Genomic DNA, 22,736 nt, shown 5'->3' on the forward strand with positions numbered 1-22,736 from the left:
CTTCGGTCGCGCCAGCTGGCTCCGCTGTTTTCCCGAGCGTACGGGGTGGGCGCTCCCTCGGAATGACAGGTGCTTCCCCAGAGGGTGTTGCCAAACCTCGCCCTGCGATTGACTTCCTGAGGGAGGCGCCGCTACGCAACCTGCGGGTACGATGGACCTTGGCGCCGACCGAAGGATCTCGCCGGCAGAACCGAGGGGCCGGCTGCCGCGCCCGGAGGACGGTCCTTCGCGAAGGCGGACGAGATCCTTCGGTCGCGCGCAGGCGGTGTGTGGCTTCTTGTTACACGTGGTGCGCTCCCTCAGGAAGTCATCGCTTCTCTGTGAGCCTGGGGGTTTAGCAACACCTCTCAGGTTTGGTATGAAACCGGCCTTGTGCGGACTCACCGGGATGCCGTGACGGGCGGATAAAGGAAAGCGGCGGGCCGATTCACTCGGCCCGCCGCTTTCCCGTGGACAGGTTGCCGCCATGTTCTCCGCGGATCAGGAGTGCTGCACGAAGGCAGGGTCCGCACTGGCGGACCTATCCATCCGCTTTGGGTGCTGCGGCCTCGTTCGCCCCGGCGGGAACCGCCCCTTCCTGAATGGTCGTCGCTTCGCTCCGGAGAACGGGATTGAGTGCGTTGTCCCCTTCTGGGGGAGCAATTCCGGGGTTGGGGTCAGGGTTTGCGGGGCTGGCTGGCGTGGGGCTGTCAACCACCTCGAATACCTGGACCTTCCCCACTGCCTCGCTGGGAGCGGCCTGCTGGCCGGCTCGCGCACCGTTCGGCTGCGCAGGCGCTACGGGAGCTTCCTGCCCATTCCCTTGCTGCTGATTCGCTGGCTGTCCCTGCCGTCCCTGGATCAGCACCCGAACGCGCTCCCAGGCCTCTTCCCAGTATACGGCGGCCACAAAGCAGGTCAGCAGGAGCAGGTAGGCGTTGGGAAGCGCGCCTTCGGATGAGACCACCGCCAAGCCCCCCTTCACCGCCAGGTACGTCGCGAGCGCTGCCGACACGCCACTCAGCAGCAGGTTGCTGAGATCGTCGCTGATCGGGTCTTCCGCCGTTGTCCCGGCCCGCTTTCGACGCACCACCGTAGAGGCCGCGGCGCCCAGTAGTCCGAACCCCAGCATGCCGACCAGCGAAGCCAACTCCAGCGACCGCTCGGTCCGCAGCCAGCTGGATAGCTCCGTGATTGGGCGAGGGCGCGAATTCCACACGCGTACATACCACGGCCTGCCGCCGGCAACGCGGTTCTGATCTGCCTGGACGGGTTCCCGGCCCGGGAAAGGCTTGAACCCGGGCTGGTGCGACACCAGCACATATGCCGTGTTGAGCTTTGTGCGTACCGAATCTGCCTGCCGGTCGAAATCGGCTTGCGGCCGCGGGTCCTGAAGCGATGCCAGCGCGATGTTCACGTCAGCCAGCGCCATGCGGCCGGAGTCGAGGTATGCGTTGGCCGTTTGCGTCTGTCCTTGATACCAGTCACTCAGCGCGAGAAACCGGCGTTCCCGCTCGGGAACTCCGGGGCGGCCGCTTTCCACTGCGTACGTGGCCTTGGCAACCGTCTCCATTTGTCCCACGTCAGCGATCACGGCTGCCGTGCGCGCCTCCCACTGCGCCACGACCGCCTGATGTCTGCGATACAGGGCCAGCAGAGTATGGGTGCGAACGGTTGCGTTTGCCGCCGCCGCGGCCGTCGCGGCGGTACGCAGGGTGATGCTGTCGGTTTGCGGGAGGGGAGCGTTGTGCCGCTGCCTGGTAGCCTGGTACAGCCCGGAGAGCGACGCTTCCAGCTTCTCCGTGGAGACGCTGGCCGGTGCGGACTCGGCTCCATTCAACTCCATCACAACGACGATGCTGGCCAAGCTCAGCGTTGCGCTGGCGATGACGATGAGGTAGAAGAGGGCGTTCCGGAATGTGCGGTGAATGGGATTCATCATCGGTATGGGGGAAGCATTATGGAGGGCAACGAACGGAGGGACTGCCAATGTATGCGTCTGCGGCACCCTATCCAAGTGTTTCGTTTCCGGGCTGAGAATGCAGAAAGCGGCGGGCCGATTCACTCGGCCCGCCGCTTTGCTTCGCGATCCCGCTGCGCGTCAGATGGCGCAAAGGCAACAATTCTCCTGGAAGCATTCCCCGACCGAATATTCGCCATGAATCCGCTTGCACTCCCCGTCGCAGTACGCGTTGCCAGCCGGCCCGACGCTGCAGGTAAGATTGTGCATGCCCTCGCTTACCAGCGGACACGACTGCGCCGGCCGCGCCAGCGCTGAGCGCGCGCCAAAGCCGAGCATTCCAGCCACGGTGAGGGCGGAGAGAACACGGGGCAGGCGGAGGGATGAACGCGACATGGCGATGCTCCGGGATGAGGGGTCGGCTCAGGGACGCCCACAAGCCGCCGCAAGAGGCAGTCCGGGGCGTGAGAAAGCAAACCTGTTCGCGTGCCGTGTTCAATCTTGCGCTTACCGGCTCCCGCGCCGCCCCTTGGCCGGGAGCCTGGGCCAGCGGGCGGTGAGGCGGCTTTCGTCGCGCGCGTACCACATCATCTGCGCGCCCAGCCAGGCGCTGCCCAGCGACATCCCGGCAAGCAGGACGGTCGCGGTGTAGAACCAGACCGGCTCCTGGCTCGCGTAGATGATGACGCCCTCGCCCTCCTCGAACCAGCCGCGGCGCAGCGAGAGGAGCGTCCACCAGCTCGCCCACACGCCCAGGCAGAGCATCACCGCGCCGGCGAAGAGAAGGAAGAGATACGTCTGGAGTGCTTCGCTGATGATGGGCCGGCGCGCCGCCTTGCCCGTAGCGGCGTCCTCGAGCCCGGAGCCGCCCTCCTGGGCGTCCGCCACGGGTGCGCCGGGAGGCGGATGGAATTGGTTGTTCCTGCGTCCGGGGGCTCGCGAGCCGCGCGGGTGCTTCCTGGGCATGGTCAGCGAAGGTGAAGGTCCAGCCACCGTACGGTTTCTTCCATCGCCTGGTTCCAGTGCTCCTCGCCCATCAGGTGCACGGCGCCGGAAAGCTCCACGTAGCGATGGATCGAGCCCGGCGCCGTCTCCGCCAGCCGGCGGTGCAGCTCGCGCGCGGCGGCGGGGGGCACGTTCTCATCCCGCTCCGCTGTGATGGAGAGGAGCGCGGTGTGGCGGAATCCGTCCAGGTGCCGGTGCGGGCTGTCGCCCTCCGGCCACTCCGGCGAGCCCAGGATCGCCACGGCGGCGCGCGGGGCGGGGTGCACCAGCACGGCGCGGTAGACCACGTATCCGCCCATGGATATGCCCACGACGCCCACCCGCCCGCCGTCCGCCAGTCCTTCGTCCACCAGCGCCCGCACCACGCCGGGGACCTCGTCCGCCGTCCGCGACGCCAGCTCGATCATCGTGCGCAGGGCCTGCGCGTGCGGCGCGGCCTGGCGTTCGTCCAGGTCGGCAAGGCGGCGGGCGCCGTGGCCGGCCGCATCAACCCCCACGGCCAGGAAGCCGGCCCGCGCCAGCTGGTCCAGCTCCTTGCGGTGCGTCTCCTTGTCCACGCCAAAGCCGTGGAACCACAGCACCGCCGGCAGGGGCGGATCCACATCGCCGGGAATGGCGAGCAGGAGCGGGACGCCGTTGACGGTCCGCGTCTGGAAGGTGATGGACACGCGTCTGGATCCTGAAAAGAAGGCCTGACAGGGAATAGGGAACAGGGAACAGGGAATAGCTGGCAAGGGCGGGCCGGATGCCGCTACTGCTGGCCCAAGTTCCGTAAGCAAGGGTCTGCGCAGCAGGGGGGGAATTCACACAGAGTCAACGGAGTCAGCGGAGGACAGGCCCTCCGTCGACTCCGCGGACTCCATGCGAGGCGATTGGTCAGTCGAAGTCGAAGATGTCCCCCAGAAAGCCCTTTCGCTTCTTCTTGTAGCCGCCGTGGTAGTCGTCGTCGTACTTCTTGTGATGCCCACGGTCTCCGCCGTACGCGGGCGGCTGCGCGTAGCCGGGTTGCTGATTGTAGCCGGGCTGCGGCTGCGGCGGCGCGGGCGCGGCGGGAGGCGCGGCGGCGGAGCGCTCGATGATCTTGTCCAGCTCACCCCGGTCCAGCCACACGCCGCGGCACTGGGGGCAGTAGTCGATCTCGATACCCTGCCGCTCCGACATCACCAGGTCGGGCTGCAGGCACACGGGACACTTCATCGTCATCCTCACGTCCAGGGGTTCTTGCCGGTCTGCACCCCTATACTGGCACCTCCGCAGGGACCCCGTCCAGCCCAAGCCGCCTTCAGCGTGCGTCCGGGTGGCGAATGCGGCCCTGCACCACTTCGTGCGGGTCGCGTCCCCAGCAGAACAGCTCGCCGCCAGTGGTGACACCGCACTGGCCCCAGTCGCCCGCGGCCACCGATGCCCAGCGGCGGTCCGGGTTCCACGGCCGCGGCGCGCGGGCCCCGTCCCACAGGTACGCCCGGCCGTCCGCGGTGAGGCCCACCATCTCGACAAACCCCGGCATGCTGCCCCGCCGCATGGCGGTGACGGACCGGAACCGCAGGTCGCCCGCCACCGGTGCCGGGCGCGTGTTGCACCACGTCTGCGTGCCCCACCGCTCGCACCGCTCGAAGCCGTCGCGCGTGGGCTTGTCCCGCGTGGCGTCGTCATAGCCGGCGGCGCCCCAGCAGTGCGCCGCGCCCTCCACGTCCACCCCGCACGCCCACCAACCCAGCACCGCCACCTGCGTGAACCGCGCGGGATGGTCCACCGCCGTCCCCTGCGACGCCGAGTCGCGGCTGCCGGTGCCCAGAAAGCCAAACTCCGGCCGGCCCTGGCAGAACGCGCGGCCGTCCACCGCGACCGCGCAGTACGAGGACGTCTCGGGGTCGCCGTCCACCTCCACGAGCGCCTGCCCAGGCCAGGGCTTCACCGCGCGGCCCGACGTGCGGAAGTCGTGTCCCCAGCAGAGAGCCGTGCCCTCGCGCCGCACGGCGCACCGCGCGCCCATGTCCAGCGCGGCGAACCGGCTTCCTGCCTCCAGCGGCACCGGCGCAAAGCTGCAGGCGCCATCCAGGCAGCGGTTCGTGTACGCGGAGGGCGGCCCCAGCGGCTGGCCCCAGCAGAACGCCGCGCCCTGGGCGTCCAGGCCGCAGGTGACGTAGCGCCCCGCGGCCAGGCGGGCGAAGCGCATCTCTCCGCCGGCGGGGAGCGGTACCGTTTCGCTGGCGGTGGGATAGCAGGCGCGATGTCCGCTCTCGCTCACGATGCCGCAGTGCTCCGGCGTGCGGGCGCCCAGGTGGCCGGAGTGGTTGTAGCCCCAGCACCAGGCGCGGCCCGCCGCATCCAGCGCGCAGGCGTGGTCGTCGCCCACGCTGACCGCCGTCCACCGCGCGGGCTGCCCGTGCAGCGGCGCCGCGAGCGCCATCGCCATCAGAACGAGGAGCGCGCGATCGATCCAGGCCGGGGCAGGGAAGCGGTTGCGCATGCACGCTTTCGCGGGGTGGGGTTGACGGGCGCCGGTGGATGCGGGGCGCTGGTACCTGCGCGCCCCGCGTCCGGTTCCACGCTCTGAGAGTCGCTACAGGCTGAATGCGAGAGAGACCGCGACTGCTTCAGCGAGTGCCGCCATGTCCAGGAAGTCACACCAGAGCCTGACTTCCTGAGGGAGCGCACCACGTGTAACTGGAAGTCACACCGCCGCCTGCGCGCGACCGAAGGACCTCGTCTCGGTGGCGCAGGGGCCCGATCAGGGCACGGGACCAGCCCCGTCGTTCTGCTGGCGAGGTCCTTCGGTCGGCGCCAAACTACGGCGTATCAGCAGGTTGCGGGCGGCGCCTCCCTCAGGAAGTCAATCGCGGAGGGAGGCGCGATGGCCCCCGTCGCCTACGCCCGCGTGTAGCGGGAGTCCACGGCCAGCTCTTCCTTGCCCTCGGGCCAGATGTTGTAGTGCACGATGCGCAGCGTGTCGCCCTCGGGAAGCACGTCGATGCGCCAGCCCCAGTCCGGTCCGGGAGGCGCCGGGTAGGAGCCGCGGACGGAGAGCGGGCCGTCCTCCGCCACCGTCCCGGCGCACGCCATCACCTTGTCGCTGTTGTGAAAGGTGTCGATCCAGTGCCCCGTGGCCGTCTCGGCCTTGGGCTGGTATCCGATCAGCAGCGAGCCCTCCTGCGGCTTGTCGCCGTAGCTCCACGTGTAGTCCACGCGCACGAAGCGCCCGTCCAGCACCGGAGTCACCGTGGCGGTGGACGGCGACTCTTCGGCCATCCCCGAGGTGGGGTCCTGCAGCGTGCTGGTGCCCTGCCACGTCCCGGCGCAGGCGATCAGTCCATCCAGAACCGCCATCGTGTCTCCCGAATCCAGGTGAGGTAAAACCGTGCAAGATGTTGATAAAACGATGCTTCAGCGTGCCCGCTCAACCATCTCGGCGATGCGCCGCACCCCCTCCGCCACCGACGCCTCCTCGGGCCCGAACGAGAAGCGCGCGTAGGTGCGAAAGCGCGAGCTGCGGCCGCTGCGGCGCTTGCCGGGGTTGATGTCGAAGAACTCGCCCGGCACGCAGATTACCTTTTCTTCCAGCGCGGCCTGAAAGAACTCCATCCCGTCGTTGAGCGGCGCCGGCAGCCCCGACAGGTCCGCCCACAGGTAGAAGGTGCCCTCGGGCTCCACGTCCAGCCGCATTCCCGTGGCGCGCAGCCCGTCGGTGATGATGCGCCGCTTGCGCAGGAAGGTGGCGCGGATGGCCGCCGTCTCGGCGCGGACGTGCGCCGGGTCCAGCAGGGGGATGGCGGCGCGCTGCAGCGGCCGGCTGCCGCCGCCGTCCAGGAACGACCCCGCGCTGGTGACCGCGTCGATCACCGAGCGAGGCCCCACCACCCAGGTGGTGCGCCAGCCGGGGTAGCGCCAGTTCTTGGTGAGCCCGTCCATGATGAGCACGGGGTCCATGTCCACGTCCTCCACGTAGCGGGCGGCGCTCACCAGCCCCTCCTCGTCGGGCGTGGCGCACCAGGCGTAGTGCGAGTAGAACTCGTCCAGCAGCAGCGTGCAGTCCAGCCGCCGCGCCGCCTCTACCCACGACGCCAGCTCCAGCCCGCGGATGGTGCGCCCGGTGGGATTGGATGGATTGGAGAGCAGCAGCGCGCTCAGCCCGCGGCCCGTGATCTCGCGCTCCAGCCGCCCCATGTCGAAGCGGTAGCCGTCGTTCCCCTCGAGCAGGATGGGGATGGCGGTAAAGGCGCGAAAGATGTTGAGCAGCTCCTCGTAGGCGGTGTAGTCGGGGAGGAAGTGGCCCAGGTTGATCTCGCCCAGCGCGGCCACCGTGCGGGTGAGCCCCAGCCGTCCGCCGCCGCAGATGCACACGTTGTCGGCGGTGTACTGCGACGCCTTGCCCTGCCGGTACAGGTGGTTGTACAGCGCGGCGACGGCGGCGCGCAGTTCCGGGATGCCGGCGACGGGCGCGTACTCCTGGTCCGCCGGAGTGATGGGCGCCTCGAGCACGCGCGGCGGCGCGCCGGGAAGGGCGCCCGTCTCGGGCATTCCCTGGCCCAGGTTGCACCAGTCCGGATGGCCGTACGCGTACCCCAGCCGCGACGCCTCGGCCATCACGTAGATGACGCCGGTAAAGGGCACCGCGCGAAAGCCCGGTACGGTGGGCGGTGCCACGGATATACGTCTGCGTTCCATCAGCCCGGATTCGGTGGATGTTCGGTTCTGTCGAGGGGAGTCTAACCCCCCACACCACACCGGGCAAATCCGTTGCCTGCGCACGAACTCCCAGGCTGGGCGCGGCATCCGGGGATGCAAGCAGACCACCGTGTCACACCACACCGGGCAAATCCGTGGCCTGCGCACGAACTCCCGGACTGGACTCGGCATCCGCGGATGCAGCCGGACCCCGTGTCATTCTGAAGGAGGCGCCGCGCCACGCCTTCTTCTCGCGCCCAACCGTAGCGCCGACTGAAGAATCTTTCCCGGCAACGGTGCGGCCTGTCGAGCGGGGGGCCGCGCGCGAGCCTTTCGAGTCCCGGCAAAAAGATGGTTCTCACGCAGAGGCCGCAGAGGACACAGAGGGGAGATTGTCTCTGTGTCCTCTGCTCCCTCCGAGTGCCGATCATCTTTTACGGATCCTGATTGGTCACATCGATCGACTTTGCGCCGAGCAGGCGGCCGACGTCGTCGAAGAGGGGGTCGAGGGGAAGGGAATCGAGGGCGCGCGGCTCGAACGGGGTCACGGTGACCGTCATCTTGTCCCCCGTGAACTTGTGCGACCAGGCCGCCACGGCGCGCCCGCCCTGCAGGATCAGCGGATTCCCATCGCCCGACGTGGCGCCGGCGCCGCCCGTGCCGGCCTTGCTGTAGGCGAGCGGCAGGTGCTCGTCCGCCACGAAGCGCTGGCGGCCGTCCGGCGCGTAGCCCATGGTGTACGCGTCCCACTTGGGGAGCACGGCCACGGCGTCCGCGTCGATCGGCGGGACGGACGCGAACGCCGCCTCATCATCCGCCGGCAGCAGGTATCCGCCGCCCACGTCCACCACCTCCGCGTCGTGCAGCGCCTCGGCCGCGCGCTTCTGGCTGCTTCCCATCCACCACGCCACGTCCTTTACCCGCGCCGGGCCAAACGCGCGCAGGTACTCCGCCGCCAGCCACCGCAGCGACGCCTCCGGGTGCGGCTCCTCCAGCGGATGCCCCAGCCACGCTTCAGTCGAAACGTAGCGCAGCACGTCCGTCCGCAGGCTGCCGCCCAGGCGCAGCACCAGTCCCTCGTACGCCATCACCCGCAGCGCCGTCATCAGGTTGGCGCGCATCCCGAACGCCTCCTGCGCCTCCGCGGGTGTCATGGGCTCGCGCAGCAGCTCGGGCATGCGGCGCTTGAGCCACTCGTACTCGCCCAGCTCGATCTTGGCGTACGCCAGGTTCCCCGCGAACTTCTCCAGCGGCAGCCGCACCGCGGCAAAGATGCGCGGCGCCGTATCCACCGGCATCAGGTGGATGGAGCCGCGCGGCCCGGACAGCCGCACCACCCGCCGCGCCTCCTCCGCCTCCGACAGCCACTTTGCGCCGAACGAGCGGGTGCGGCAGAGCAGCGACAGGGGCGCGGAGGGATGGCTGCTGTAGACGGCCACCACCCCGCGCAGCGCGTCCATCGCGTCGTCCGCGGGCTCGGCCAGACGCTGGCGGCGGTAGCTCCACGCGCGCAGGCGCTCGACGTCGGGCGCCGTCACTTCCACACGCCCAGCAGCTTGCGGACGGCCACCAGCTGGCCCACGTGGTAGGCGTTGTGGTCGGCCACCAGCAGCAGCTCGCGCAGGTACGTCTGCCCGGTGCCGTGCGGGATCTGGGCGAACAGGTCCAGCGTGTCGTCCGCCGCCAGCTGCTTGAGCGCCTCGCGGTCGGCGCGGAAGGTGGCGGCGCTCTCGTCCCACGACTCCGCGCGCGGCGGGGTGGAGGACGACGGCCAGTAGTCGGCGGGCCAGCTGGGCTCGGCGTACGCCGGGTTGCGGCAGAACTCCAGGATGTCCCACTGGGTGAACCGCAGGTGCTCCAGCAGCTCCCAGGCGGAGTAGGGGAGCCCCGCGGGGCGGACGCCCTGCATCGCAGCGGGCATGCCTTCTACCGCGGCGTCGAAGCTGGCGTGCGCGTCCTGCCAGTCCAGCAGGCGCCCCAGGTGCGCGCGGAGGTTCTCGTTCTCGGTCATGGGCGGAGGATCGGGAGTGGTGGTGGAGAGGGAGGAGCGTTCGATCCGCTTCGGATGCCGCGGCGCGGGCGCCCCCTCCGCTCGCTTAGGCTCGCACCTCCCCCAATGCTGGGGGAGGTTGGGTAGGGACGGGGTTGTGGCTCGACGACAAGCATTGAGCTGGCGTCCGACGGGGCCCCTCTCCCCCGGCCCCTCTCCCCCGCGGAGCGGGAGAAAGGGGAGAATTCGATTGCGTTCCGGCTGGCGGAGTGCCGTTCCGCAGGCGCCCCCTCCGCTCGCTTAGGCTCGCACCTCCCCCAATGCTGGGGGAGGTTGGGTGTTGCCGCAGATTCCAGGCATAAGCCAGCCGACACCGCCACAATACATTGGTTGCAACCTCCAGCCCGCCACGTGGCAGATACGTGCCCGTACCGCGGAGCCGCCAGCCCGCGCAGGCGGCCTTCGTGTGGTTGTTGCAGCGAATTGATTCGCCATTGTGCCCCCGCACCGCCGCCAGCCCCAAACCCAACCTCCCCCAGCAGTTTTGGGGGAGGTGGGCGAGTAATGCGAGCCCGGAGGGGGCGTCCGGCCGGCGCAGCGCGAACCCCGTGGATCCATCGCGGTCCCTGTATCACCGGCGCCGTGGGAGCCCAAGCTAGCGCCCCCGCCGTCTGGACGAAACGCCCGCGGGGCGTAGGTTCAGCACCTTCGCGCGCGGCCGTCCGCCGCGCGCCGTCCCGGAGCCCGCAATCGATGCCCAACCTGATCGAACCCGCCGCCCCCACCTCGCCGGAGGAATACCGGCAGCTTGCGCGCGACATCTTTCGCGAGCTCATCGAGATCGACACCACCGACCGCTCCGGCGACGTCACCTTGGCCGCGCGCGCCGTACAGCGGCGGCTGCTGGAGGCGGGGTTCGCGGACGAGGACGTGACGCTGGCTGGCCCGCACCCTCGCAAGATGAACCTGGTGGCGCGGATGCGCGGCACCGGCGCGCGCGGGCCGCTGCTGATGCTGGCCCACCTGGACGTGGTGGATGCCGATCCCTCGGAGTGGGCCACGGACCCGTTCGCCTTCGTGGAGCGCGACGGCTTCTTCTACGGCCGCGGCACCACGGACCAGAAGGCCATGGCGTCCATCTGGACCGCCAACCTCATCCGCATGCGGCGCGAGGGCGTGGAGCCCGACCGCGACCTGATCCTGGCGCTCACGGCGGACGAGGAGGGCGGCGAGCACAACGGCGCCCGCTGGCTTACGCACGAGCGCCGCGACCTGGTGGACGCGGCGATGGGGATCAACGAGGGCGGGTTCGGGCGGATGAAGGGCGGGTGGCGCATCAGCAACAACCTGCAGGCCAGCGAAAAGGTGTACCTGGACCTGGAGCTGGTCGCCCGCGGCGCCGCCGGCCACAGCAGCCTCCCCACGGGCGACAACTCCATCTACCACCTGGCCGCGGCGCTGGGCCGGATCGCGGCGCACGCGTTCCCCGTGCAGCTGGGCGAGGTGGCGCGCGCGTTCTTCGAGCGGATGTCGCGCATCGACACCGGGCCACTGGGCGACGACATGCGCGCGCTGCTGGCGGGGACGGCGGACGCGGACGCCATCGCGCGGCTGACCGCCGTGCCGCAGTACCACGGGATGACGCGCAACACCTGGGCGGCCACGCGGCTGGACGCGGGGCAGAGCAACAACACCATCCCGCAGTCGGCGCGCGCCATCGTCAACTGCCGCCTGCTGCCGGGCGAGACGCCGGAGGAGATGGAGCGGCTGATGCGCGAGCTGGTCGCGGACGACCGGGTGGAGGTGCGGCAGGAGATCGCCGCCAAGCCCAGCCCGCCCTCGCCGCTGACGCCGGAGGTGATGGGCGCGGTGGAGGGGATCACGGAGCAGATGTGGCCCGGCGTGCCCGTGGTCCCGGTGATGGGGATCGGCGCCACGGACAGCCTGTACTTTCGCCAGGCGGGGATCCCCATGTACGGCGTCTGCGGCATTTTCCTGGACGTGGACGACGTGCGCGCCCACGCCCCGGACGAGCGCATCATCATCCAGGCGTACTACGAGGGGCAGGAGTTCCTCTACCGCCTGGTCCGCGCGCTCTCGTCCTGAAAAAGAATGATCGTACAGAGGAACAGAGTCAGACAGAGGAACCAAGCTGATAGTTCAGCTCGCTTCCTCTGTCTGACTCTGTTCCTCTGTACTCCCAACGTAGTTTTCTTGCGGACTCCGCCCGGTACGTGGCCTCTGTCAGTCCGGGATGCGCTCGGCGACGAACTCGGCGCCGCCGCCGCCGGAGACGCGGATGCGCACGGCGCGGCCCGATGCGTCGCGCTCGACGGTGTACTCGCGCTCCGACTCGCGGACGAAGAACCGCGCTTCGGTGGTGGAGGCGGGATAAAGGATCCGCGGGGCCGGCCAGTTGGGATTGGCCAGGCGCAGGGCTCCGTCCGCCGCCTCGATGGTGTACCGGATGGTTTCGCCCTGGAACGTGCCCTGGTAGCGGCCGGGCGCGTACGCCGGCGCGTCGCGGTCCAGGGCGACGGCGGTCTTCTCGACGGGGCGGAATTCCGGCCAGCCGTACTCCACCGCCAGGGCGCGCAGGATCTCCATGATGAGCTCGCCGCCGGCGTCGGAGTTGGTCATCACCACCGCGCCCTGGCCCTTCGCGGTAAACGCGACCATCCGCGCGCGGTAGCCCTCGTTGCTGCCGCTGTGCCCGAATCCGAGGCCGGCGCCGACCGGGTGCACCTCCATCCCCAGGCCGAACCCGCCGTCCGCGCCGCCACTCTGCTGGGTGAGGATCTGCCGCGCCAGGGCGGGGGAGACCACCCCGCCTTCCACGCCCCCAAAGGCGCTCTGCACGGCCAGCGCGAACCGCGCCAGGTCCAAGGGCGTGGTCCACAGCCCCGCCGCGGCCATCTCCGGGTACCGGTGCCATCCGCCCGGCGTCGGCGACCCGTCGCCTCCGTGCGCGCGGGCGATGCGCGCCGCGCGGTCCGCCGTCACGTCCTGCTCATAGCTGCTGTGCACCATCCCCAGCGGCAGCAGCACCGTCTCGCGCATGAACAGGGGGAACGGGCGGCCAGTAAGGTCCACCAGCAGCTGCTGCATCACCGTCATTCCGCCGCCGGAGTAGCGAAGCCGCGAGCCGGGAAGCGTGTCCACCCGCACGGGCGCCGTGTTGGCCGGCCGCTGTCCATCCAGGATCTGCACCGTGGTGGGCATGGCCGAGTCCGCCGCGTAGCCGGGAAAGCCGCTGACGGTGAGCCCCGCGCTGTGGCTTGTGATGCGCCGCAGCGTCACCTTTTCGCGCGCGGTGAACGCGTTCTCCGGCACCCGCCACGCGCGCAGGTAGCCGTTCACGTCCTCGTCCAGCGAAAGCTGGCCGCGCTCCATCAGCCGCAGCATTCCCAGCGTCGCGACGGGCTTGCTGATGGAGGCGGCCTGGAACAGCGTCGCCGTGTCCGCCGGCACCGATCCACCCGCCTGCAGCGTTCCGTACGCCCGCGCCCACTCGATGCGCCCGCCGTTGATGACGGCGATGCTCACGGCCGGCGTGTTGTGCGCCCGCATGCGGTCGGTGATGACGCCGTTCAGGTCCGGCCGCCCGGCCACGACGACGGGTGTGGCCAGCCCGCTCTCCACCCGCCGGATGCGCGCGGCGAGCGTGGTGTCCTGCGCGGGCGCGGGGACGGCGGACATCATCAGGGCGGCCAGAGAAAAGGCGACATGGATTCGCATGGGGCTCGTGTACGGCTGGAGAGGAGGGACGCAGGCGTTACGCGGGATTGGATGGCGGGGATTCATGGAAGGTTGGCGGGGTGGAAGGACCATCTTCCATCCTGACAATCGAGATGACGTCTTGAGACCGCGCCGCCCTGACTTCCTGGGGGAGCGCGCCACGTGTAACCGGAGGCCACACAACAAGTGTCAATTGCGCGCGACCGAAGGATCTCGTTTCCGCCGCGTGGCTGGTCCTGGTGCGATGAAGCCGGCCTCCCGGTTCTGCCGGCGAGATCCTTCGGTCGCGCGCAGGCATCGGTGCAATCGGCCGGCTCCCCGCGGGCGCTCCCTCAGGAAGTCACGTCGCGCTTGATGGGAGTAGATGCACAGAAGCCAGCGGAGCCAACGGAAACAACTCCGTTGACTCTGCTGACTCTGTGTGAAACCCGTCCTTTTTAGTCCGTCGCGGAGGTCGCGGCGGGCATGGAGGCGTAGAAGTCGTCGCGGACGCGCCGCAGGTACTGCGGCAGCAGCTCCGCCACGCGCTCGTGGCTGGGGCTGGCGACGATCATCCCCACGTGCTGCTTCTTCGTCATCCGCCACACCAGCTCGGGATCGTTGTACGCAGACGTGTCGGGCCACTCCTGCCGCGCCAGCGACACCAGCAGCCCGGCGTAGTCGTCCCGGCGCTGCGGCGGGGCGTACTGCTGGCCGCGGGCGTCCGCCACCTCCAGCCGCGCCCACTCGCGCCACAGGTTGACGCCCGTCGCCGCCTCCACCATGTCCACGATGCTGGCGCCGCCCACCCGCGCCGCCGTCTCGAGGAAGTAGAAGCGGCCGTCCTCGTCGGCGCGGATGAACTCGGTGTGCATGGCGCCGCGCACCATCCCCATGGCCTGCAGCACCTGCGCGTCCAGCGCCCGCAGCGCCTGCGCCTCTTCTCCGTCGCGGGGCAGGGTGCGCGTGCAGAACATGCCGCCGCCGTGGTACACCTCGAAGGGCGGGCTCACGTAGCCGTTGGCCTCGGTGAACACGATCTCGCGGTTCCACGCCAGCGAGTCCACGTGGTACACGCGGCCCGGGACGAAGCGCTCCAGCAGGTGGAACGAGCGCTTGTCGCCCAGCTCCTCGATGGTGCGCCACACCTGCTCGGGATCGCTGAGCTTGTGGATGCCGATGGCCGACGCCGAGAAGCGCGGCTTGAGCACCCACGGCGCGGGCACCGTCCGCAGGAAGTGCGTGATGGGCTCGTGGTGCAGCACGGGGACGAAGTCGGGGACCAGGATGCCGGCTTCGCGTGCCTGCATCCGCATCGCCAGCTTGTCGCGGTAGTGGCGCACCGTGGTTTCGCCCATCCCCGGGATGCGCAGGTGCTCGCGCAGCGCCGACGCCATCTCCAGGTCGAACTCGTCCAGCGGCACGATGCGGTCGATGTGCTCGGTGCGCGCCAGCCAGCTGATGCCGTGGATGACGTCTTCGCGCTTGAACAGGTCCGGCATGTACAGCATCTCGTCGACGGCGTCGCGCGGCCAGTCGGCGTCGCGCAGCTTGTCGACGGTGATCAGCAGCACGCGGCACCCCTGCCGCCTGCACTCGCGGATGAACTCTTCGCCCTTGAAGAAGCTGGTCAGGCAGACGATGGTCGTTTGGCGGTCGGTCACGGGCGGCTCGGCTGGATGGGTGGGGAACGGGATGACGGTCAGGCGCGCACGGTTTCCATCACATCCCGTGCCTTGTACCTGCTGACGTGCAAACGGATGCTGCTGCTCCTCGCATCGAGAGGGTCTTCTACACCCTCACCGCAATGACTTCCTGAGGGAGCGCACCACGTGCAGCCAGAAGCCGCACAACAGATTGCGCGCGACCGAAGGACCTCGTCTCGGTGGCGCGGGGGCCAGATCAGGGCACGGGACCCGCCCCGTCGTTCTGCTGGCGAGGTCCTTCGGTCGGCGCGAAGGTGAAGCGTACAAGCGAGTTGCGGGGCGGCGCCTCTCTCAGGAAGTCAATCACGCTGGGAGGTTTGGCAACACCCTCTGAGGGAGCGCACCACGTGCAGCTAGAAGCCGCACAACCGGTTGCGCGCGACCGAAGGACCTGCTCTCCGCTGCTGCGGAGCAGGTCCTGGTGCGCTGGAGCCGCCCCCGGCTATGGCGAGATCCTTCGGTCCGCGCCAAGCTCATCGCAGGCAGGATACGGAACGGCGCCTCGGGCGAATAGAAACCACTGACCGCAGCGCCCCGATCTGTCATTCCGAGGAAGCGCACCACGTGCAGCCAGAAGCCGCACAACCGGTTGCGCGCGACCGAGGAATCTACTTTCCGTTTCCTCGTGGCCTGTCGCGACACCCCGGACCGGCCCTGTCCGGCGGTTTCGCCGCCGCGGCGGTGGCGCGGGCTGCCGCGTCCGGCCTCGCGCGAGCGGACGGTAGATTCCTCGGCCCTGCAACCTGCGGCGTGATCGTCCGGCTTCAGCGTGGCCGGGCCTCGGAATGACAACTCTGCTTTCGCCGGGCAGAGTGCTAGGAGCGCCCCTGGACTCAGGAAGACGGATTCCTCCTCCGGCACGATGTGGCTACGGGGTGCACGGGCGCTCCAGGCGAAAGCCGGGCTCCAGGCGGGGGCGGGCGTCGGCCTGGGCGGCAAGCCAGCCGGTGGCGTACATCCAGCGCGTGGCGCGGGTCAGCTTGGCGGTGTCGATGCGGTCCGCCTCGTCCTCGGGCGTGTGGTAGTCGTCGTGCAGCAGCGTGGTAAAGAAGAGCGACGGGATGTTGGCGCACGCGTAGGGCAGGTGGTCGCTGCGAAAGAACCACCCCTCGGGATGCTGCGGATCGTCCCACGAGCTGTCGAGGATGAAGCGCGACACCTCCGCGTTCGCCCGCTCCGCCATCGCCACCAGGTCCGACGAGCTTCGGTGCGGCGGGCGCGAGCCCAGCAGCGCCGCGCTGTCCGGGTGGTTGCGGCCGATCATGTCGCCGTTGAGCACCGCCACGATGGATTCGCGCGGCACGGTGGGATGCCGCACGTACCAGCGCGAGCCCAGCAGCCCGCGCTCTTCCGCGCCGTGCCACACGAACAGCGCCGCGCGCCGCCCCGGCTGCTCGCGGAACGCCCGCGCGATGGCCAGCATCGCCACGCTGACGGTGGCGTTGTCGTCCGCGCCGTTCCAGATGCTGTCGCCGCCGACGGGCACGCGCGTGCCGTCGTGGTCCTGGTGCCCGCTGAACAGCACGTGCTCGCCGCGCAGCGCCGGGTCCGCGCCGGGCGCCACCGCCACCACGTTGGCCGAGGGATAGACGAAGCTCTCGCTGGCGACGGTCGCCACCAGCCGCTGCCCCGGCGCGCGCACCGCGTCCAGCATGGACCGGCGCACCCAGAAGACGGGCGGCTGGCCGGCGGGGCGCTGCTCCGTGCCGTCGTTCAGGGTGTAGCGGCCGCGCAGCATGGCGCTCCCCGTGACCTCGAACTGCGTCTCCGCCACGGAGTCGGAGACCAGGATGACGGCCGCGGCGCCGCGCTGCACCAGGAAGGCGGCGCGGTCGCGGACGGCCGCCTGCGTGTAGCGGCGCCCGAACAGGCTGATCCAGGAAACCGGGACGGTGTTCGGCGGGCCGAGGATCGCGGCCACCGCCTTGCCGCGCAGGTCCACGTCGGCGACGTCCGCCTCGCGCCCCTGGCCCACGAAGACCACCGGCAGGTCCACGCGCGCGTCCGCCGGCGCCGCGACCACCACGTCGCGCCCCAGCGCCAGCGGCGCGCCGCCGAGGCTGACGGTGCTGTGGGCCGCCGTCCGCACGCGCCGCACGGGAAAGAACTGGAAGTACGTCCCGTCGTCGCCCGCGGGGAGCAGGCCGGCCTCGCGCGCCCGCTCCGCCACCCACGCCGACGCGCGCATCTCGTCCAGCTCGCCCGCCTCGCGCCCGCGCATGGCGTCCGACGCCAGCGCGAACAGGTCGCGCCGCAGCTCCGCCTCGGTGATCGCCTCCAGCGCCGGCGGGTCCGCGTCCGCCCCCAGCGCCCGCGCCGCGGCGGGCGCGGGTCCGGCCGCGGGCGCCGCGCATCCCGCGAGGACGGCGAAGACGATCGACAGGAAGACGGATCGCAGGCGCATGAGACTCATCCAGCGTGCAGGGGGCGTTCGGCGGCGACTGCGCATGCTACCGGACCATCCCCGTTGCGGCAAGGCGAGCACGGACGTTTTGCGGCCCAGGCCGTTCACCTCGACCGTGGACGTGGCGGAGGGTTCTCAAGATCGCGCATCAGGTGGTGCGAACGGCCTGTTCCCCTGCGCCTCCGGGATCATCGGCCGATCTGCATCCTCCCTAAAAAAATTCTCATGGCCCCCTGCCGCATTCCATCTCTCCGCCGTTCCCGATGCACCACGCCGGCTCGTGCCTCGTCGACAGGAGCGCCATGCCTCCGCTCACCACGGATCAGCGTTTCGGACCTTGGGAGCAGGGGAAACGGCACGAGAAAACTCCGTTGACCGCGTGCGAGTTCCCCACCTGCTGCGCAGTCCCTTGCTCACGGAACTCGGGCCAGCAGTACCGGCATCGGCCCGCCGTTGCCCGCTATTCCCTATTCCCTATTCCCTATTCCCTATTCCCTGTTCCCTATTCCCCTATTCCCTATTCCCTATTCCCTGTCCCCTCTACTCCGCCACGAAAATCCCCCGCTCGCGCAGCTTCTTTACGAACGCCGTGCGGTCCTTGCCCGTCATCTCCAGGCGGAGCAGCGTGGGCGTGACCCTGGCCGCCCGTGCGCCGCCCAGCGCCAGGGCACGCGCGGCGGTTTCCGCGTCGGGGCAGTCCATCAGCATGGCGGTGCGGATGCGCACGCGCCGCACCGTCTTCATCCAGTCGCGCACCTGCCGCGCCACGTTGGCCGGCACCCCGCTGCGCGACACGCCCTCCAGCGTCCCCAGCACCCCGTCCGCCGTCAGCCCCTGCTCGGCCGCGCGCAGCACGGACGCGCGCGTGACGCGGAAGAGCGCGCCCACGCCGGCGCCCGTGCGCTCCGCGAACCGCCCCAGCTCCGCCTCCACCCGCGGCGCGGGCGCCAGGAACACCACCTCGAAGTCCGGCTGCACCACCACCTCGCCCTCCGGCGGCGGCGCGTAGCTGAAGTCGTCCGCCGCGCCCAGCAGAAAGCGCCCGGCGTCCGTGAGCCCGAACCCCAGCCTGACCTCGCCCGTCCGCCCCAGCCGCGCCCCGCCCAGCGGCACCAGCCGCAGCAGAAGAAAGCCCACCAGCAGCCCGGCCCACGTCCGCTCCCACCCCTCGCGCGTGTGGGGCACGCCGCTCCACCCCCCCACGCCGCTCAGGCGCTGCGACCCGGCCAGGAACGGGTTCCCCCGCTGCGCGTGGTGCTGGAGGAAGGTGTCCAGCGGCACCATCTCCCCGGCGGGGATGGAAAGGAACGCGGCCGTGAGCGCGCTGCGCAGGTCCAGCTTGCGGTTGGTCAGCGAGAAGCCCAGGTGCGCGCCGAAGAAGTCGACCACGCCCGGTTCCGTGTACCACGAGCCCGGCACGCGCTGCGGCGAGTCGCGCAGGGCCTGCAGCACGCCCTTCAGCCGCTCTCCCTCGGCCAGGGCCAGCCACGTCTGGCCCGCGCGGCTGGGCACCAGCTGGTAGCGGTCGCCCGTGCTGCGCGTGTCCGCCAGCTTCAGCTGGCGCAGGAACTCCACGGCCAGGTGGATGCGCTCCGCGGCGCCCGGCCGCATCCCCACCGTATGGTCCGCCTCCCCCTCCGCCGAGCCCAGGAGGGCGGCGGCCTCAACCCACTCCGGAAGCCCCGGCAGGCGCGACGCGATGAGCTTCTGGCTGCGGACGTACAGCGTGCGGTCGCTGTCGCGGACGGGGATGGGCTCCGTGGCCGCATCCACCAGCACCGTCGTCATGTCGGCCAGGCGGAACGGCACCTCGAACGTCTCCGCCGGCGCAAAGGCCCGCGGCGGGGGCGGCGGCGGCCCCATCCGCCGCACCACGGCCGGCAGCAGGCCGATCCACGCCTCCGCGCGCTGCGTGCGGAGCGCGGGAAAGACGAACAGGTAGCGCGCGCCCGCCGCCAGGGCGGCCGCCCGGTGCCGCGGCTCCACGTCCGGCAGGATCTCGCCCAGCTGGCGCAGGGGGACGCCCTGCGGGTGGTCCTTGAGAAACGTGACCAGCCGCTGCAGCGCCGCCAGCGTCCCCGGATCGGCCAGCAGCATCGGCTCGCTGGCGGGGCGGCGGGGCATCTCCCACCTGTGCGCCGCGCTCGCGTCCCGCAGCTCCAGCAGCGCCGTGACCCACTCCTCGGACGAGACCATGTCCTCCAGCCCGCCCGCGTTGCTTCTCCACCCGGCGCCGTGGGCGGTGATGCTGAGCAGGTTCATCTGCTCGTACGTAAAGTGCGCGCCCAGGTAGGCACCCAGCGCGCCGGTATCGAGGTCCAGCACGGGCACGCGGTTCATCGCCCGCAGCACCCGCAGCAGCGGCCGGGCGCCGGGGACGAGCCGGTGCTGCTTTCCCTTGGGGCCCGGGGGATCCATCAGCCCGGCGGCGACCAGCTCGTCCCCGACGCGGGCCGAAAGGGCGCCCATGCCAGGGGTGGGCTTGATGGTGAGCCACGCGGCGCGCGCGCCCGGCGAAAGCCCGTCCCAGCGCGGCAGCCACGCCAGCGCGGGAAGCCAGTCCTCGGTCGGCACCTTCATCCGGCGATCTCCTCGGCGTCGGCGATGCGGTACGCGTAGCCCTGCTCGCACAGGAAGAGCTGCCGCTTGAGGGCGTACTCCTGCTCGTCGGTGTCGCGGCTGACCAGCGTGTAGAAGTGGGCCTGGTTGTCGCCCGCCTTGGGACGAAGGATGCGGCCCAGCCGCTGCGCCTCTTCCTGCCGCGACCCGAACGTCCCCGACACCTGGATGGCGACGGAGGCGTCGGGAAGGTCCACCGCGAAGTTGGCCACCTTGCTCACCACCAGCACGGGAATGCGCCCCTCGCGAAAGTCGCGGTACAGCGCGTCGCGCTTCCGCTGGCCGGTGGACCCCGTCAGCACCGGCACGTCCAGCTCGGCGGCGAGGAGCTCCAGCTGGTCCACGTACATCCCGATCACCAGCGCCGGCTCGTCCGGGTGCAGCGCCAGGATGCGGCGGATGACGGCGAGCTTGTCGGGGTTCTCGCTGGCGATGCGGAACTTCTGCCGCGCGTCCGACACCGCGTACGGCATCCGCAGCTCCTCCGGCAGCGGCACGCGCACCTCGGTGCACTCCGCCTTGGCGATCCACCCCTGGCCCTCCAGCACCTTCCAGGGCACGTCCGCCTTCTTGGGCCCGATCAGGGCGAACACGTCGTCCTCGCGCCCGTCCTCGCGCACCAGCGTAGCCGTAAGCCCCAGCCGGCGGCGCGCCTGCAGCCCGGCGGTCACCTGGAACACGGGGGCGGGAAGCAGGTGCACCTCGTCGTAGACGATGAGGCCCCAGTCGCGCTGGTCGAACAGCTCCAGGTGGCGAAAGGGCGCGTCGGCCTTCTCGCGGTGGGTGAGCACCTGGTAGGTAGCCACGGTGACGGGGCGCACGTCCTTGTTCTGCCCGGTGTACTCGCCCACCTGGTCGTCGTGCAGCCCCGTCTTGTCCAGCAGCTCGCGGATCCACTGCCGCACCGCCGTCACGCTGGTGGTGAGCACCAGCGTGCTGCTCCCCACGCGCGCCATGCACTCCATGGCCACCACCGTCTTTCCCGCGCCGCACGGCAGCACCACCACCCCCGACCCGCCCCGGTCCGAGCCGTCGGCGTGGAATGCCGACGCCGCCTCCACCTGGTACGCGCGCAGGGCGAAGGGCTGGCCGCCGCGCGTCGTCTCGCGCAGCGCGATGGGCAGCGGCTCGCCCTGCGTGTAGCCGGCCACGTCTTCGGCGGGCCAGCCGGCCTTGACCAGCGCCTGCTTCAGGCGCCCGCGCTCCGCCGTGTGCACGCGGAACTCCGTGGGCGACAGCCGCTCGCCCAGGTGCGGCGCCACGCCGCGGATGCGCGACACCTCTTCCGCCAGCACCGCCTCGTCCGCGGCCAGCACCAGGCCGTCGGGGGCGCGCACCAGCCGCAGCCGCCCGTAGCGCGTGGCCGCGTCGCGGATGCCGGACTCCACGTTGGCGGGGACGGCGTACTTGGAGAACTCGCGCAGCACGCCCACGATCTCGTCCGGCGCCGCGCCCGCCGCGCAGGCGTTCCAGATGGAGAGGGGGGTGATGCGGTAGGTGTGCACGTGCTCGGGCGACTTCACCAGCTCGGCGAAGCGGGCGATGCGGTCGCGCGCCTCGCCGAAGCGCGCGCTGGCCACCTCCGCCAGGATGGACTGGTCACCCTGGACGATGAGGGGGTTCTCGGGGCGGTATGCTGTCATCCGCGAGTGGTACGGAGCCTGGGCGTGCGGAGGGAGTGCGCGTGTCTCGCGCGGTACGGCGGAAGAGTAGCGGGTTGCGGCGCCGGGCGAAAGTGCCCGAAATGAACAACGGGGAAGATGATGCGTTTCACCGCGGAATCAGGGTGATTTCGCGCCTCGATCGTCAGGGTGGGTGGCGGCGGAAGCGCCTCGGCGGCCGAAGAACGCGCGGATCAGCAGCGGCGCCAGCAGCAGGCCCACGGCGGCCAGCCTGGCCAGCCGCGCGCCGCGTCCCTCCGCCGGCCCCATCACCGTCGCTACGCCCAGCGCGACCCAGGCGACCGCCAGCACGCCGACGGCGATCCTCGCTCCGCCCCCGTCCCATGCCGAGCGCATCGGGGCCGCCGCGTCCGCACCCGCCGCGGAACGCCGCTCCAGCCGCGTGGCAAGCTCGCGGTGGAACGCGTCGAAGTCGCCGCCGTACTTCTCCCACAGCTTCCACGCCGCGCCGTGGCGCGTGTGCAGGGTGAGGGAGCGGCTGCCGTCCAGCTCTTCCGCGAGATCGCATCTCTCGATCGCGGCCCACGGCATCCACGACGCGCGGCGAAAGAGGGAGAAGACGAGCCCCTCGCGCCGCAGGACGCCTTCGTCACGCAGCTCGAACTCCGCCCAGGGGCGTCCGAATCCCACCACGCCCGCCATCATCGCCCCAATGCACAGCATCGACAAAAGCGGCGAATCGAGCACCGGCGCCGCCGGCTCCCACGCCGCGGCCAGGATCAGCAGCCCCGTCATCACCGCGCACCCCGCCAGCAGGCGAGGCCAGTGCACGGCGACGGAGCGGTAGCGGGGTGGGTTCATGGTGGGGGAGGGGATGGAGGGTGGATGGTGGGATGTGGACGCACTCGGAAGGCGGTGGCCGTACGGCGGAGATTCCCGGCAAGGGCGAATGAATTCGCTGCAACAACCACACGAAGGCCGCCTTCGCGGACTGGCGGCTGTGGAGCAGGAGCAAGTACCTGCCACGTAGCGGGTTGGGAGAAAGCGGCCAAATTGTGGACAGCCGAAG

At 70.5% G+C, this 22,736-nt stretch carries 16 protein-coding genes; 1 reads left to right on the forward strand and 15 read right to left on the reverse strand.

The features are described from left to right. Positions 1 to 520: 520 nt before the first annotated feature. From VGC13_RS27925 to VGC13_RS27965, 9 genes are all read right to left on the reverse strand, one after another. Positions 521 to 1,918, reverse strand: a complete 1,398-nt coding sequence (locus tag VGC13_RS27925) for a hypothetical protein (RefSeq protein WP_331128612.1) — start codon at positions 1,916 to 1,918, stop codon at positions 521 to 523. A gap of 528 nt (positions 1,919 to 2,446) precedes the next feature. Then, complete coding sequence (locus VGC13_RS27930; protein WP_331128613.1) at positions 2,447 to 2,827, reverse strand: hypothetical protein; 381 nt, start codon at positions 2,825 to 2,827, stop codon at positions 2,447 to 2,449. 80 nt (positions 2,828 to 2,907) lie between these two features. Beyond that, positions 2,908 to 3,612: an alpha/beta hydrolase family protein gene (locus VGC13_RS27935; RefSeq protein ID WP_331128614.1), complete on the reverse strand. Its 705-nt coding sequence runs from the start codon at positions 3,610 to 3,612 to the stop codon at positions 2,908 to 2,910. Between the two features lie 208 nt (positions 3,613 to 3,820). Continuing rightward, positions 3,821 to 4,141: a zf-TFIIB domain-containing protein gene (locus VGC13_RS27940; protein WP_331128615.1), complete on the reverse strand. Its 321-nt coding sequence runs from the start codon at positions 4,139 to 4,141 to the stop codon at positions 3,821 to 3,823. Positions 4,142 to 4,226: 85 nt separating this feature from the next. Continuing rightward, the gene (locus VGC13_RS27945; RefSeq protein ID WP_331128616.1) at positions 4,227 to 5,414 is read right to left on the reverse strand and encodes a hypothetical protein; all 1,188 of its coding nucleotides are present in this window, start codon (positions 5,412 to 5,414) and stop codon (positions 4,227 to 4,229) included. Positions 5,415 to 5,812: 398 nt separating this feature from the next. Then, positions 5,813 to 6,271 carry a DUF1579 family protein gene (locus VGC13_RS27950; RefSeq protein ID WP_331128617.1) on the reverse strand — a complete coding sequence of 153 codons (459 nt, stop codon included), beginning with the start codon at positions 6,269 to 6,271 and terminating at the stop codon, positions 5,813 to 5,815. 57 nt (positions 6,272 to 6,328) lie between these two features. Further along, the gene (locus VGC13_RS27955; RefSeq protein ID WP_349264260.1) at positions 6,329 to 7,609 is read right to left on the reverse strand and encodes a pyridoxal phosphate-dependent aminotransferase; all 1,281 of its coding nucleotides are present in this window, start codon (positions 7,607 to 7,609) and stop codon (positions 6,329 to 6,331) included. 434 nt (positions 7,610 to 8,043) lie between these two features. Continuing rightward, positions 8,044 to 9,153, reverse strand: coding sequence for a DNA glycosylase AlkZ-like family protein (locus tag VGC13_RS27960; RefSeq protein ID WP_331128619.1), 1,110 nt, complete (start codon positions 9,151 to 9,153; stop codon positions 8,044 to 8,046). After that, positions 9,144 to 9,620 carry a DinB family protein gene (locus VGC13_RS27965; RefSeq protein WP_331128620.1) on the reverse strand — a complete coding sequence of 159 codons (477 nt, stop codon included), beginning with the start codon at positions 9,618 to 9,620 and terminating at the stop codon, positions 9,144 to 9,146. The genes VGC13_RS27960 and VGC13_RS27965 overlap by 10 nt, the downstream gene beginning before the upstream one ends. Before the next feature lie 732 nt (positions 9,621 to 10,352). On the opposite strand from VGC13_RS27965, the gene VGC13_RS27970 reads away from it, so the two are divergent. Next, complete coding sequence (locus VGC13_RS27970) at positions 10,353 to 11,705, forward strand: M20/M25/M40 family metallo-hydrolase (protein ID WP_331128621.1); 1,353 nt, start codon at positions 10,353 to 10,355, stop codon at positions 11,703 to 11,705. Positions 11,706 to 11,843: 138 nt separating this feature from the next. On the opposite strand, the gene VGC13_RS27975 is transcribed toward VGC13_RS27970, so the two are convergent. From VGC13_RS27975 to VGC13_RS28000, 6 genes are all read right to left on the reverse strand, one after another. Next, positions 11,844 to 13,337 carry a serine hydrolase domain-containing protein gene (locus VGC13_RS27975; RefSeq protein WP_331128622.1) on the reverse strand — a complete coding sequence of 498 codons (1,494 nt, stop codon included), beginning with the start codon at positions 13,335 to 13,337 and terminating at the stop codon, positions 11,844 to 11,846. A 437-nt stretch (positions 13,338 to 13,774) separates the two neighbouring features. Next, complete coding sequence (locus VGC13_RS27980; RefSeq protein ID WP_331128623.1) at positions 13,775 to 14,980, reverse strand: hypothetical protein; 1,206 nt, start codon at positions 14,978 to 14,980, stop codon at positions 13,775 to 13,777. Positions 14,981 to 15,890: 910 nt separating this feature from the next. After that, the gene (locus VGC13_RS27985; RefSeq protein ID WP_331128624.1) at positions 15,891 to 17,426 is read right to left on the reverse strand and encodes a M28 family peptidase; all 1,536 of its coding nucleotides are present in this window, start codon (positions 17,424 to 17,426) and stop codon (positions 15,891 to 15,893) included. A gap of 540 nt (positions 17,427 to 17,966) precedes the next feature. Further along, positions 17,967 to 20,006, reverse strand: a complete 2,040-nt coding sequence (locus VGC13_RS27990) for a helicase-associated domain-containing protein (RefSeq protein WP_331128625.1) — start codon at positions 20,004 to 20,006, stop codon at positions 17,967 to 17,969. Continuing rightward, a complete protein-coding gene (locus VGC13_RS27995) occupies positions 20,003 to 21,688 on the reverse strand; it encodes a DNA repair helicase XPB (protein WP_331128626.1) in 1,686 nt (561 codons plus the stop codon). The genes VGC13_RS27990 and VGC13_RS27995 overlap by 4 nt, the downstream gene beginning before the upstream one ends. A 138-nt stretch (positions 21,689 to 21,826) precedes the next feature. Continuing rightward, on the reverse strand, positions 21,827 to 22,528 hold the full coding sequence (locus VGC13_RS28000) for a hypothetical protein (RefSeq protein WP_331128627.1): 702 nt from the start codon (positions 22,526 to 22,528) through the stop codon (positions 21,827 to 21,829). Positions 22,529 to 22,736: the final 208 nt, after the last annotated feature.

The sequence above is a fragment of the Longimicrobium sp. genome (assembly GCF_036399255.1).
Taxonomy (GTDB): Bacteria; Gemmatimonadota; Gemmatimonadetes; order Longimicrobiales; family Longimicrobiaceae; genus Longimicrobium.